Consider the following 13,289-nt stretch of genomic DNA (forward strand, 5'->3'; position numbering starts at 1 on the left):
GTTGATGGGATTTTTGTTCCCTTCGCTGGCGCCTCCCTTGAGCAAAGCGAAGTAAGGCCCGTGTCCTATCCCCCCTTTCGTATTCTTGTGGCGATGGCCGTATGCCTCGCTGGTCTCGGCATCACCGCGGCACCTGCCGCCGAAAAAGCCCAGAAGCGAGACCAGAACAAAGAGTTCGACCAGCTCACCCCGAGCGAGCATATCGCGATCCGCGCGGCCGCCAAGGCTGCCTATAAGGGGAAAAAGCTGCGCGTGCTGAACGTCTGCGCCGATCCCGGCAACATGCCGCTCTCGAACATCGAGCAAGAGGGCTTTCAGAACAAACTCGCCACGCTCCTGGCGGAGTCTATGGGCGCGCGTCTGAATTACCACTGGCAGCCCTTTATCGAGCGTGGCCTCACGCGCTCGACTTTCGATGAAGGCTACTGCGAAGTGATGTTCGACATTCCCACGACCCACCGGCTGCTCACGACGCTTCCCGTCTACAAGACGCCCTACGTCCTCGTTTACCGCAACGATAAGGGCCTGAATCTCACCGGTCTCGACGATCCCAGGCTCAAGGATCTCAAGATCGGCGTGTTCCAGACCTCCGGCATTCGCATCGCGCTCGCCAAACGCGGCATCGTGAATAACGTTCAGCTTCAGACCCAGACCCATGATGGGGATCTCGTCCCCGAGAATCAGCCCTGGTATGGGGTACAGCGCGTGCTCGATGGCGATCTGGACGTCGCCGCGGTGTTCGGGCCCTTCGCGGGCTGGCGCAAGGCCGTGAAGAATGAACCGCTGACGATTCTGCCGGTCAATCTCGATGACGACAAAGTGCCGCTCGAGTTCGAGCTTGGCCTTGGCGTGCGCACGACGGATGCATTCCTGAAATACATGCTGGACCACGCGCTGGAGGACAAGGCGGAGGAGGTCGAGAAGATCCTGAGAGATTTTGGCGTGCCGCTCGTTCAGTGCAGCAAATGCATTGTCGCGGGCGATCTGCCGGCCCATGGCAGCTACATCCAGCCCGCGCAGGAGGACTTCAAGGCGCGTCCGGATCTCGCCTCGCCCGACCAGATCGTCACGCAGGAAAGGGTGGAGCGGTGGCTCGAAGAGGGCGCCGACATTACCCAGGAGTTGAGCAATGCGATCATTGCCGGCGACTCCGAGCGCATCAAGTTTCTGCTGAGCAAGGGCGCGGACGTGAACGCGGCCGATACTCAAGGCTGGACTCCGCTGACCAGCGCTGCGCGGCAGCGCAAGGACAAGATAGTTGCGTTGCTGATCGAGAACGGCGCCAACCCGAACGTCGTCGACGGCAATGGAATGACGCCAGTGATCGCGGCGGCGATGCGCGATCACGTTCCATCCGTAAAGCTTCTTCTCGAGAAGGGCGCCAACGCCGAGGAGCCCGGGCCGGAAGGCTTCCGTCCCCTCAATATCGCAATCGCTGAGCAGAGATATGAGGTCGCCAAGGCCCTTATGGAGGGTGGCGCCGATGTGAGTGCGGCGTCCGGCGCCGACGGTCTCACGCCCTTGATGTTGGCGGCGGCGCAGATGGCCCCTGCCGAGGGCGCCATGTTCGTGCCCGGGTCCACCCGACCCATCGACGTGGCCAAGGGTCTTGTCGAGCGGGGCGCAAACGTCAATGCTCAGTCGAAGAATGGCATGACCGCGCTGATGGTGGCGGCGACCCACAACAATCCGCCGATGATCGGTCTGCTTATGGAAGCCGGCGCCGACCCCGAGCTTAAGAACAAGAGTGGCCAAACCGCGCGCGACGTTGCGCAACTTAACGGCAACGCTGAAGCGGCGCAGGCGATCCTCGTCTTGGGTACCGCGCGCGCCGCAAGCGCGCCGGAGAGCAAGGAAAGCACCACCCCGCAATGACACGGTCGATCTTGGGACTTTCGATCGCATCGGCCACGGCGTGTGCCGCGGCCTTATGCTTTTGGGTCGCGGCGATCTCTCCAGCAGCCAGCAAAGACTTCGATGAGGCGGCTGTGAACCAGCGCGTTCAGGAGGTGCTCAATGAGCGCTCCAAGGACGGCGCCTTCGTCTTTCACGATCCCAAGCTGAACGCCGACCTCAACCTCATCTTCGAGAAAATCAAGATCGTGCGCGGCATGACGGGCTATGGCTGGTTCGCCAATGTCATCTTCCACGACAAGGGCGAGCCGAAGAAGCAATACGCCATCGACTTCTGGTTCAAGCCGGAAGGCGAGGAGCTGAAGCTCATGGATATTCGTGTGCAGAAGGGTCCGAAGCGCGACGGCGACAGCTACACCATGATCACGCGGCTGCCGGTCGCGTGGTGGTGGCTGCCGGTGCAGGAGCATCCCGGCGACATGGAGGTCACGCGCGCCTGGCACGTCATGAGCGCGATTCACAATTACATCGCCGCCAACAAAGACAAGGACGGCATGCTGGAGCTCAAGGACGACAAGACCGGCGAGACGATTCCGCTGGAGTTCGTCGAGATGCATCAGCCGATCCGGCGCCTGAAGAAGGACGGGCAATATTTCGCCTGCACCGACTTCCGCAAAAAGGGCAGCCAGGACGAGTATTACGACGTCGACTTCTGGATCGATGAGAAAACGGGCAAGCTCAAGGTGGAGAACGTGAAGATCCACAAGGTGCCCGTGCAGGAGGATGGCATCTGGGTCCAGGAGCCGCGCTACACCTTTGAAGGCATGGATTTCGAAGTCACCCAGTGAAGGCGGACGGCGCCTTTACCAAGTCAAAATGCCGCACCGCGACCCTCCAACCCCAAGTTCTATGATGCCCTTGATCCTGATCAATATTCAGGATTTTTCCATCGTGGCGTTGCATAAAAGAAGGAACCAAGGCTACTGGTGATGTGGCCGCACGCCGACCGAGGTGTCCGGCATCCGTTCTCACCGACGATATTCAAATGCAACAAAAACCGTAGCTAGGGCAAGGAAACGAGAACCGTGAGAAAAATCATCATTGGAATTTTGGGATTAGGGCTGGTCGGGGGCCTTGGCCTTGGCCTTGCGTCTGCCGCCGACACCTCGCAGCCCGCTGCTGGCGGTGCCGCACCGGCTGCCGGCGATGCCGCGCCAGCCGCGGGCGATGCGGCGGCTCCCGCAGCCGGCGCTGCTGGCGAATGCTGCAAGCCTGGCGATACCACGCCGCCGCTCGATCTCATCAAGGCCACGCCGATTGGAGGTCTGCACAATCCCTACAACGACCAGATCGATGCGATGGCCGAAGAGGGACACAAGAAATACCTCTCCTATAGCTGCAATGGCTGCCACGGCGGCGGCGGCGGCGGCGGCATGTGTCCGCCTCTCACCAACGATAGTTGGGTCTATGGCGCGAGCGACGACGTCCTGTTCCGGCTGATCGCTCTCGGCAGCGACGATCTCAAAAAGCTGGGCTACAAGCGCATCAAGCAAGAGATCGTCGTGGGACCGATGCCTCCTTTCGGCTCGATCATTAAGACCTCCGACGAGATGTGGAAGGTCATCGCCTTTCTCCGCGCGAAGAACCCAAGCTCTTTGAAGCGCGCCGGCGAGCCCACCCAAGACCTTTCGGGCGGTCCGCAATAGGGCGAAGCGAGCGTCAGCTTAAATTTTGGTTAGGTTGACCGCAGGACGAGGAATTAGAAGCCTTGGGAGACCCTCCGCAGGTCTTTTACTCTGTGCCGCACGACGGTACTTCAACTGCCCCGAAACATTGCCATATAGTGGTCTTGCCAAAGGGCGCGCCCGTGGGGGAGAGTGCGCCTGCTTTTAAGTGGCAGCTCCGTTGCCACTTTTGGATCTAGTCTTAGGAATGCGTGCCAATTGCCCATGTTTAAGTTGTCGCGTCGTCTTCCTCTTCGTCCTGTCATCGTGTCCCTCGCTCTTGCGGCTGCCGTCCTTTGCGCCTGGCCGCTGATGCAATCGGTCTCGGCGCAGGACGCCACGGATACGGTCCCTGCGCCCCCCGCACCCGCGACACCGGAAAGCGCGCCGCCCGCTGATGCCAAATCGGATGCCGCGCCTCCCGCGGACGCAGCGGCGACGCCGGACAAAACTTCGGTGCGTATCGTCTATCTCGGCAAGCAATATCGGGAACCTCTGCCGCTTTCTTATGCGGAGAAGATCGTCACCGATAAGGGCATTCAGGGCGCGCGACTCGGCGTCAAGGAAGCCAATCTCGCCGGCAACTTTGTCGGCCACGCCTTCGAGCTCGACGAGGCCATCATCCCGTCGGATGGCGATATCGTCGCCAAGGCCAAGGAGATTCTCGCCAAGGGCGACAGCTTCATCATCGCCGACCTGGAGCCGAACGATCTGATCGCTGTGGCCGATCTCCCCGAAGCGAAGAATTCCGTCATCCTCAACATTCGCTCAAGCGCGACCTCCCTCCGTCAGGACTTCTGCCGCGCCAATGTCTTCCACATCATCCCGGATCAGGCGATGCGGGCCGACGCGCTCGCGCAATATTTGATCTGGAAGAAATGGCCCCGCTGGTACCTCCTCAGCGGCGAGACCGCGGCCGATAAGGATTATGTCGCGCAAGTGAAGCGCGCCGCCGCGCGATACGGCGGCAAGGTCGTTGGCGAGAAAATCTACGATCTGCCGCCCGGCGCGCGCAATCTCGATTCCGGCCACCAGCAGGTGCAGACCCAGATCCCCATGGTGACGCAGGCGGCGCCGGAGCACGACGTTGTTTGGGTGGTCGACTCCGCGGATCATTTCGGCGACTACCTGATGTACCGCACCTCCTCGCCGCGGCCGGTCGTGGGAACGCAAGGCATGCAGGCGGTGGCCTGGGATCCGTCTTACACGGAGGCCGGCGGCATGCATTTTCAGAACGCGATTCCGAAGATCGCCGATCGCAAGCCGACCGAGCGTGATTATACCGGCTGGCTTGCCGTCCGCTCGATTTCTGATGCGGCCATGCGCTCTGGCCAGACGACGCCAGCCGAGCTCAAGAAATTCCTCCTCTCTGACGACTTCAAGCTCGAGGCCTTCAAAGGGCAGGCGCTCAGCTTCCGCACTTGGGACCATCAGATGCGCCAGCCGATCATTCTCGGCGGCGGCACGCGCGTGCCGGTCTCGACCTCGCCGCAGGAGGGTTTCCTGCATCCGACCAATCTCACCGACACTCTGGGCTTCGATGCGCCGGAGACCAAATGCAAGCTGCGTTAGTTCAATGACCCCTGGCCGAAGGTAAATCTCATGACAAGACTGACCGTCGCCGCGACCGTCGCGGGCCTCACCCTGTTCACCGCTGCTCCGTCCTTCGCCGCGACGATCTTCGTCTCGAACGAGAAGGACAACACCATCACCGTCATCGATAGCGAGACGCTGAAGGTGATCAACACCATCAAGGTAGATCGGCGTCCGCGCGGCATCGTTCTCAGCCCCGATTTCAAGGAGCTGTTCGTTGCGGCCGGCGATGGCGACATCATCGACGTGATCGATACGGAGAAGATGGAAGTCGTGCGCAATCTCGAATCTGGGCCGGACCCCGAGTTGATGGCCATCGATCCCACGGGCAAGACGATCTACATCGCCAATGAGGACGACAGCCTCGTCACCGTCATGGATATCGCGAGCGGCGAGGTGCTGGCCGAGATTCCCGTGGGCGTCGAGCCGGAAGGCATGATCGTGAGCCCCGATGGCAAGATCACCGTTGCCACCTCGGAAAGCACGAGCATGGCCCATGTCATCGACAATTCGACGCACAAGCTCATTGCCAATGTGCTCGTCGATTCGCGCCCGCGCGAAGCGAAGTTCACGGCCGACGGCAAAGAGTTGTGGGTCTCCTCTGAAGTGGGCGGCACCATCTCGGTGATTGACCCGGCGACCTGGAAAATCACCAAGAAGATTTCCTTCGAAGTGCCGGGCGTGCGCCCCGAGCAGCTTCAGCCCGTGGGCATGGACTTCTCGCTGGATGGCAAGCTTCTCTTCAGCCCGCTCGGTCCCTCCAATCGTGTCGTTGTCATCGACACCGCGACCAAAGAGGTGAAGGATTACATTCTCGTCGGCCAGCGTCCCTGGCATGGCGAGCTTGCCCCGGACGGCAAGAAATATTACGTCGCCAACGGCCTCACCAACGATCTGACGGTAATCGACGTCGCCACGCTCAAGGCGGAAAAATCCGTGCCCGTTGGACGGCTACCCTGGGGCGTGGCGATCAAGCCGTAGCGTTGGTCCGATCTATCGCCCTATCCAGCCTCGCTGCTAGCGCGCCGTCGCGTGAAGGCTTCGGCCGCCCACCAGACGACGAGCGCGCCGACCAGGGCGATCGCGAGGTTGCTGAGGAGGCCGGTGACCCCGACGGCGATGGCCAACGCCCAATGCACGGGATGGCGGAGATCTCTGAGTAAACCGATATGCAGGATGCCGGCTATGGCGAGGAGGCCGGCGAGAATTTGCAGCGGAAAGCTCGCGAGAAGGCTGGCAAGGCTTGCTCCGAAGACGATAGCGAGAGCCAGCAATGCGATGCCCAGGATAATGGGCGTTCCCCCGGTCCTTGACCCGAAGCTGTAATGCGCGGTCATCCCGCCCGCGCCGTGGCAGACCGGCATGCCGCAGATCGAACCTGCAAGCAAGTTCGCGAAGCCTAAAGTCATCGCGAGCCGGCTTGGCTGCACTCTCTCTCCCGCGGAACCGAAATAGGTTCGGGCGACGTCAGCAGTGGCCAGGCAGGAATTGGCGAAGGTTAGCGGCAGCTGTGGCAGCACGAGGGCTATCGCTGCGGCGGTGAAAACCTGAAAACTCAGTTCGGGGAACTCGATCGGCGAGGGGCCCAACAGCAGCGGCCTTTGAAAGCCCAAACCTACCGCCAGGATCGTCAGGGTAACGAGAACGAGAGCCACGCTCAGACGGTGCAGCAGCAAGCCCGCCAAGGTCACCGCGACCGCTCCGCCGACCAGCCACCAAGTTGGCTGGAGATGGTCGGTGAATGCCGGGGGAGGTGCTGTGGTCAGCTTCCAGGCGAGCTGGCAGAACAAGAGTCCGACCGAGAGCTGCACGCCACGAATGATTGGAAGCGGGAAAATCTTGGCCACCCGGTTCAGCAACCCCGAAGCTCCCAGAACCACGAACACCCCGCCCATCAGCAGCGCGCCCGCGGCGATCTCGTTGGAGCCCAGGCCCTGAGCGATGGCGATTGCGCCGAAGGCCTTGAGCGGCTGCACGGGGACAGGAAGCCGGTAGATCAGCCCGGCTGCGATATAGAGGAGGCCGGCCGGCAGCAGGACGGCGGTCGCGGACAATCCGTTTGTGACGATGAGCGCAACCGCAATAGGGACCAGCACGCCAAGGTCTGCGACCGCGCCGGCGAACTCTGCCCGGTCAAACCGTATCGGCGGATCTTTTCGCGCTGCCATGTCCGGCCTCGCGAGTCCCCTCAAATCCGGCTGCGCCATGTCGTTCGCCACGCGCAAACCTTTGCGTCATCAGCCGGCGTCGCTCGCGGCTTGTCCGCCTTCTGCCGGGCTTGCGGTTGCCGTCGCCTTGTCGATCGGGCTGTCGGCCGCAACATCGAAGTGCTTCATCGCCTCGATGATGCGGGGGTTCACGCCCCATGCCCGGGATCCAAAATTGTGAATATCGCCCTATTGGGACTTCCGATCAAGCTCCAGAAGCGTGCTGGATAGCGGCGCGCTGGAGCTGAGCAGCGGCGCAAGCTGCTTCGCCTCGTTAAAAAGGGCGTTGATGAGCGGGGTGAGCGGGTCGCGATGTGGGACGACGAGACCTATCGAGTGAGTAATTTCAGGCTCAACGATGGGAATCGCCCGCACCTTTTCGGTGAGGCCCAGGCCTTCTGCCAGCTTTGCCGGCATCACGCTCGCCCAGCGTCCGGTGCGCACATGGGTGAACAGCACTATGATCGAATCGGACTCAAGCGTCGGCGTGACGACGATCCCCGTCGATCGCAGCAGCCCGTCGATGATGCGCCGGTTCTGCATGTCGGGGGTGAGGAGGCAGAGCGGCACCTGCGCCACCTCCGCCCATGTCACCTGTTCGCGGTCGCCGAGCGGCTGGGCCGATGAGATCAGCAGCCGGTATTCTTCGCTATAAAGCGGCACCGTCTTCACCCGCCCGAGCGGTTCGTTGTCGAGATAGGTCAGGCCCGCGTCGATCTCGAGATTTTCGAGCAGGCCGAGCACTTCAATGGAGTTTCGCGACCAGATCGTGAAACTGACGTCGGGATGCCGCGCGCGGTAGGGCGTCGTAATCAGAGCGCACATTGCGAGTGCTGTCGGAATCGCGGCGATGCGAATTTGCCCGGCGAGGCCGTGCTTCAGCGCGTCGACCTCTTGGCGCATGGCCCTTGTGTCGCCGACGATGCGCCTCGCCCAATCGAGCACGCGCTCGCCTTCCGGCGTGAAGCCCTGGAAGCGCGAACCGCGCTGTACCAGCAAGACGCCGAGAATCTCCTCGAGCTGCTTGATGCCGGCCGAGAAGGTCGGCTGGCTGACGCCGCAGGCTTCGGCCGCGTGGCCGAAATGCCGCTCATGGGCGAGCGCAATGATGAATTCGAGTTTTTCGAGCATGGCGGGCGGGTCCGGGCCGAAACGACAATTCTAGGCCCATTCTATGAATTTATGACCCTTGATAGCAGGATCGCGCCCGCCTGGGACAATCGGGTGTCCTCAATGTCCGCCGTTTTTTTCTTGGCGCGGAAATCCTGATGGCAGCTCTTGCATCCATCCGTCACGGTTTGCAACGCCTTCCAATCTTGGCCACGCGCCAGAGCTTGCTCCAGCGCGCCGGCGGCTTGCTTCAATCCTCGGCGTTCTTTGTGAAGTGGTCCCACTCTTGCCATACGGACGGAAGCGCTTCGCTCGGATGGCCGTCGGTGCCTTCCGGAAAGAGATCGGGGATCTTCGCCGACGTGACACCGATATCGCGCGCAGCCTCCGCGGCCTTTGCGGCGTCGAACGCCGTCTTTCTCTTCGCCATCTCGCCGATCAGCTTCATGTCCCTTTGCTGCCTCTTCATCAGGTCCATGCGCTCCTTGACGACGCCGGTCGCCCCCTCATGCGCCCCGGCATAGGTCGCGATGCCGGCGAACAGGAACGAAACGGCGAGGAAGCGTAGGAGGGAACAGGCTTTCGGTGCCATGCGGAAGCCCCTTATGGGTGCTGCTGTTTGTCGGCAGGTGGCGTTGGCGCGGGCTCGCCGCCGGTTTCGGGCTCCACCGCGTAAAATCTCGTTACCGGCCAGCCTAGAGCCGCCCATCCAAGCCGGCAAGCTCGCTGGCGACCGCAAAATGCGTTACCAACACCAGGCCTTCCCTCCTTGGATTCCTCGAATGGCTCCTGTGAACGAGTTTCCCCGCCGCGCACTGGTCGCCGATATCGGCGGTACCAACGCGCGTTTTGCCGTGGCGGACCTGGAGAGTTTCGCCCTCAGCGAGATCAGGCATGTGCCTTGCGCGACGCATCCGAGCCTTGCCGTGGCGATGCTCGATTATCTCAAGGGACTGCAGGACGCGCCGCACCACGCGGCGATCGCTGTCGCCGCGCCGGTAACGGGCGAAGAGATCCGCCTCACCAATTCGCCCTGGTCTTTTGTCCGCGGCGATCTCTGCCGTTCGGCCGGGTTGGACGGTGTCCTTGTCCTCAACGATTTCGAGGCCCTGGCGCTTTCGCTGCCGCATCTTGGTCCCGACGAATTGGCGCAGATCGGCGGCACCGAGCCCGTCTTGCATGCGGCGAAGATCGTGCTCGGCCCGGGCACGGGCCTCGGCGTTGCGAGCCTCGTCTGGTCGCAAGCTGGATGGGTGGCGGTGCCGGGCGAGGGCGGACATGTGACGCTTGGAGCGCATAACGCGCGGGAGCTCGCCCTCATCGAGCATCTGCGCAAAGGCCGCGACCATCTTTCGGTCGAGCGCGCGCTCTCGGGCCTCGGCCTGCCCGATCTCTATCAGGCCGTGGCCGCAACAACAGGTCGCGCCACCGAGGCGCTTCCGCCGAGCGACGTGGTCGCACGCGCCATGAGCGGGGGCGATCCGGCTGCCGCCGAAGCCCTCGATCTCTTCGTCACTTGGCTTGGCCGTTTCGCCGGCGACGTGGCCCTCGTGCTCGGCGCGCGCGGCGGGGTCTATCTCGGTGGCGGCATTCCACCAAAGCTCCTGCCGCAATTGAGGGCAGGCCCGTTCCGTCAGGCCTTCGAGGCGAAGGGCCGCATGGGCGCGTTGCTTGCGCCCATTCCGGTCTATGTCATTCTCGCCGAGTTCGCCGCCCTCAAAGGTGCGGCCGCCGGCCTGCGCAACGCGTTACTGACCGCCGGCGCCGGCATCACCCGCTTCTAGCGGATCGTGCGGCCCTATTTATACTCGACTTTGAGCACCTGATAGGACTTGCCGCCGCCGGGCGTGGAGACCTCCACGATGTCCTTCTTGCGCTTGCCGAGCAGCGCGCGCGCGATGGGCGAGGTGATGGAAATCTTGCCCTGCTTCACGTTGGCCTCGATCTCGCCGACGATGCGGTACTTGACCTTGTCGTCGGTATCCTCGTCCACCAGGGTGACGGTCGCCCCGAACATGATCTGGTCGCCCTTGAGCTTGGAGGTATCGATAATGTCGGCGCGCGAGAGCTTGTCCTCAAGGTCGGCGACCCGGGCCTCGGTGATCCCCTGCTGGTCCTTGGCGGCGTGATATTCGGCGTTTTCCGAGAGGTCGCCATGGGTGCGGGCCTCGGCAATGGCCTTGATGATGCGCGGCCGCTCGACGGCTTTGAGATGTTTGATCTCAGCCTCGAGGGCGGCATAGCCCTCAGCGGTCATCGGCACCTTTTCCATGTCAGTCAACGCTCCTTTGGAGGCCCTTCCGACCGACCAATGTCGAGGAATAGCCCAGTCTAAGTCAAGAAAGAGGTGATGAGCCTCGCTACTGAGGCGTCTCGGTGAAATGGCGGGCGTACTGGCCGATATAGCTTTGCAGCGGGGCGACCTCGAGGCTGCCGGATCGGAGGGCCTTGATCGCCTCGGTCACCGCCGCCGCGCCCGCCACGGTTGTATAATACGGCACGTGGTTGAGCAAGGCCGAGCGCCGGATGGAGAACGAATCGGCGAGCGCCTTGGCGCCCTCGGTGGTGTTGAAGACGATATCCACCTCGCCATTGGTGATGGCGTCCACGATGTGTGGCCGGCCCTCCAACACCTTGTTAACTCTCTCGCAAGGCACGTCCATCGCATCGAGATGCCGCTTGGTGCCGCGCGTGGCGATGATGCGGAAACCCATCTCGGCCAGCGCGCGGATCGGCGCCACCACCTTCTCCTTGTCGGCGTCCTTTACCGAAACGAACACCGTGCCGGTGAGAGGAAGTTTGCTGCCGCCCCCGAGCTGGCTCTTCGCGAACGCGATAGCGTAGTTGCGGTCGATGCCCATCACCTCGCCGGTGGAGCGCATCTCCGGTCCGAGCACGGGGTCCACGCCGGGGAAACGCGCGAACGGGAACACCGCCTCCTTGACCGCGATATGATCGAATTTCGGCCGGTCGAGCTGGAACGAGGCAAGCTTTTTGCCGGTCATCACCTGCGCCGCGATGCTTGCGATCGGAAGGCCAATCACCTTGGCGACGAACGGCACGGTGCGGCTCGCGCGCGGATTGACCTCGAGCAGGTAGATATCGTCGTTCTGGATCGCGAATTGCACGTTCATCAGCCCCACGACGTTCAGGGCGCGCGCGAGCTTTACGGTCTGCTGCTCGAGCTCCGCGATGATCTCGGGCTTCAGGGAGTGCGGCGGCAGCGAGCAGGCCGAGTCGCCGGAATGCACGCCGGCTTCCTCGATATGCTCCATCACCCCGCAAATGAAAACGTCCGTGCCGTCGGCGATCGCATCGACATCGACCTCGATCGCGTCACGCAAATAGGAGTCGATGAGAACCGGGCTCTTGCCCGACACCACGACGGCCTCGGCGATGTAGCGCGCGAGCTGCTGCTCGTCGTGGACGATCTCCATGGCTCTTCCGCCGAGCACATAAGAGGGTCGTATCACCACGGGAAAGCCGATTTCCATTGCGATCGCCACGGCCTCTTCGGCCGAGCGCGCGATGCCGTTGCGCGGCTGCTTCAGCCCGAGCCGTTCGACGAGCGCCTTGAAGCGATCGCGGTCTTCCGCGAGGTCGATCGCATCGGGCGAGGTGCCGAGGATGGGCACATTGACGCGTTCCAGCGCTTCGGCAAGCTTGAGCGGCGTCTGCCCGCCGAACTGAACGATGACGCCTTTCAGCGTGCCGTTGGTCTCTTCCTTGCGCACGATCTCGATCACGTCCTCTTCCGTCAGCGGCTCGAAATACAGCCGGTCGGAGGTGTCGAAATCGGTCGACACCGTCTCCGGATTGCAGTTGACCATGATGGTCTCGAAGCCGTCCTCGCGCAGCGCCAGCGCGGCATGCACGCAGCAGTAGTCGAACTCGATGCCCTGCCCGATCCGGTTCGGCCCGCCGCCGAGCACCATGATCTTGCGGCGCGCAGTGGGCTGGGCCTCGCATTCGTCCTCGTAGGTCGAATACAGATACGCCGTGTCGGTGGCGAACTCTGCAGCGCAGGAATCCACGCGCTTGTAGACCGGCCGCAGGTCGAAGGCATGGCGCAAGGCGCGCACGGCCGACTCGTCGGTATCGGTAAGCTGGGCGATCCGTGCATCGGAGAAACCCTGGCGTTTCAGGTGCCGCAGCCCGCGTGCATCGAGCGCCCGCAGGCCGGCGGCCGAGACTTCACGTTCTGCGATGATCAGGGCCTCGATCTGGTCGAGAAACCACGGGTCGACATGCGACAGGGTGAAGACTTCCTCTACCGACAGGCCGGCGCGAAACGCATCGCCGATGTGGAAGATCCGTTCCGGACTCGGCTCGCGCAGTTCCCGTTTCAACGCCGCGAGCCCGTCGTCAGTCGCCAGGTCGAGTCCGGTCGGATCCAGCCCGGTCTTGCCCGTTTCCAGCCCGCGCAGGGCTTTCTGTAACGACTCGGCGAAGGTGCGGCCGATGGCCATCACTTCGCCCACCGACTTCATCTGCGTGGTCAGCCGGGCATCCGCCGCGGGGAATTTCTCGAAGGCGAAGCGTGGAATCTTGGTGACGACGTAGTCGATCGACGGCTCGAACGACGCCGGCGTCTTGCCTTGGGTGATCTCGTTCCTCAATTCGTCCAGCGTGTAGCCCACCGCGAGCTTTGCCGCGACCTTGGCGATCGGAAAGCCGGTCGCCTTGGATGCCAGCGCGGAGGAGCGTGACACCCGCGGATTCATCTCGATCACCACCACCCGCCCGCTCTGCGCATGGATGCCGAACTGCACGTTGCTGCCGCCGGTGTCGACGCCGATCT

General features: G+C 62.7%; 13 protein-coding genes. 6 read left to right on the top strand and 7 right to left on the bottom strand.

The window, feature by feature from the left end:
- Positions 1–60 precede the first annotated feature (60 nt).
- The 5 genes from ACR2J1_RS03145 to ACR2J1_RS03165 all read left to right on the top strand — a co-directional run bounded on the left by ACR2J1_RS03145 (position 61) and on the right by ACR2J1_RS03165 (position 6,152).
- Positions 61–1,875: a quinoprotein dehydrogenase-associated putative ABC transporter substrate-binding protein gene (locus ACR2J1_RS03145; protein WP_434017896.1), complete on the top strand. Its 1,815-nt coding sequence runs from the start codon at positions 61–63 to the stop codon at positions 1,873–1,875.
- A gap of 113 nt (positions 1,876–1,988) precedes the next feature.
- Complete coding sequence (locus ACR2J1_RS03150) at positions 1,989–2,702, top strand: hypothetical protein (protein ID WP_434017897.1); 714 nt, start codon at positions 1,989–1,991, stop codon at positions 2,700–2,702.
- A 237-nt stretch (positions 2,703–2,939) separates the two neighbouring features.
- Positions 2,940–3,560: a c-type cytochrome gene (locus ACR2J1_RS03155; RefSeq protein WP_434017898.1), complete on the top strand. Its 621-nt coding sequence runs from the start codon at positions 2,940–2,942 to the stop codon at positions 3,558–3,560.
- 243 nt (positions 3,561–3,803) lie between these two features.
- Complete coding sequence (locus ACR2J1_RS03160; protein ID WP_434017899.1) at positions 3,804–5,150, top strand: ABC transporter substrate-binding protein; 1,347 nt, start codon at positions 3,804–3,806, stop codon at positions 5,148–5,150.
- Positions 5,151–5,180: 30 nt separating this feature from the next.
- Positions 5,181–6,152 (top strand): PQQ-dependent catabolism-associated beta-propeller protein, encoded by a 972-nt coding sequence (locus ACR2J1_RS03165; protein ID WP_434017900.1) that lies wholly within the window; start codon positions 5,181–5,183, stop codon positions 6,150–6,152.
- 20 nt (positions 6,153–6,172) lie between these two features.
- On the opposite strand, the gene ACR2J1_RS03170 is transcribed toward ACR2J1_RS03165, so the two are convergent.
- The 5 genes from ACR2J1_RS03170 to ACR2J1_RS03190 form a co-directional block, all read right to left on the bottom strand.
- Positions 6,173–7,339 carry a putative sulfate/molybdate transporter gene (locus tag ACR2J1_RS03170; RefSeq protein WP_434017901.1) on the bottom strand — a complete coding sequence of 389 codons (1,167 nt, stop codon included), beginning with the start codon at positions 7,337–7,339 and terminating at the stop codon, positions 6,173–6,175.
- 69 nt (positions 7,340–7,408) lie between these two features.
- Positions 7,409–7,531, bottom strand: coding sequence for a hypothetical protein (locus tag ACR2J1_RS03175; protein WP_434017902.1), 123 nt, complete (start codon positions 7,529–7,531; stop codon positions 7,409–7,411).
- A 36-nt stretch (positions 7,532–7,567) separates the two neighbouring features.
- Entirely contained in the window at positions 7,568–8,509 is a 942-nt protein-coding gene (locus tag ACR2J1_RS03180; protein ID WP_434017903.1) for a LysR family transcriptional regulator, read from the bottom strand.
- Between the two features lie 41 nt (positions 8,510–8,550).
- Positions 8,551–8,742 carry a hypothetical protein gene (locus ACR2J1_RS03185; RefSeq protein ID WP_434017904.1) on the bottom strand — a complete coding sequence of 64 codons (192 nt, stop codon included), beginning with the start codon at positions 8,740–8,742 and terminating at the stop codon, positions 8,551–8,553.
- Positions 8,739–9,080: a c-type cytochrome gene (locus ACR2J1_RS03190; RefSeq protein ID WP_434017905.1), complete on the bottom strand. Its 342-nt coding sequence runs from the start codon at positions 9,078–9,080 to the stop codon at positions 8,739–8,741. The genes ACR2J1_RS03185 and ACR2J1_RS03190 overlap by 4 nt, the downstream gene beginning before the upstream one ends.
- Before the next feature lie 190 nt (positions 9,081–9,270).
- Here ACR2J1_RS03190 and glk point away from each other — a divergent pair, with 190 nt between their 5' ends.
- Positions 9,271–10,272 (top strand): glucokinase, encoded by a 1,002-nt coding sequence (gene glk, locus ACR2J1_RS03195; RefSeq protein ID WP_434017906.1) that lies wholly within the window; start codon positions 9,271–9,273, stop codon positions 10,270–10,272.
- Between the two features lie 14 nt (positions 10,273–10,286).
- On the opposite strand, the gene greA is transcribed toward glk, so the two are convergent.
- Both greA and carB read right to left on the bottom strand, forming a co-directional pair.
- A complete protein-coding gene (gene greA, locus ACR2J1_RS03200; protein ID WP_434017907.1) occupies positions 10,287–10,760 on the bottom strand; it encodes a transcription elongation factor GreA in 474 nt (157 codons plus the stop codon).
- 88 nt (positions 10,761–10,848) lie between these two features.
- Positions 10,849–13,289: carbamoyl-phosphate synthase large subunit (gene carB / locus ACR2J1_RS03205; RefSeq protein ID WP_434017908.1), on the bottom strand; the 2,441-nt coding region annotated here is incomplete at its 5' end.

The organism is Methyloceanibacter sp., assembly GCF_050999895.1.
GTDB lineage: Bacteria > Pseudomonadota > Alphaproteobacteria > Rhizobiales > Methyloligellaceae > Methyloceanibacter.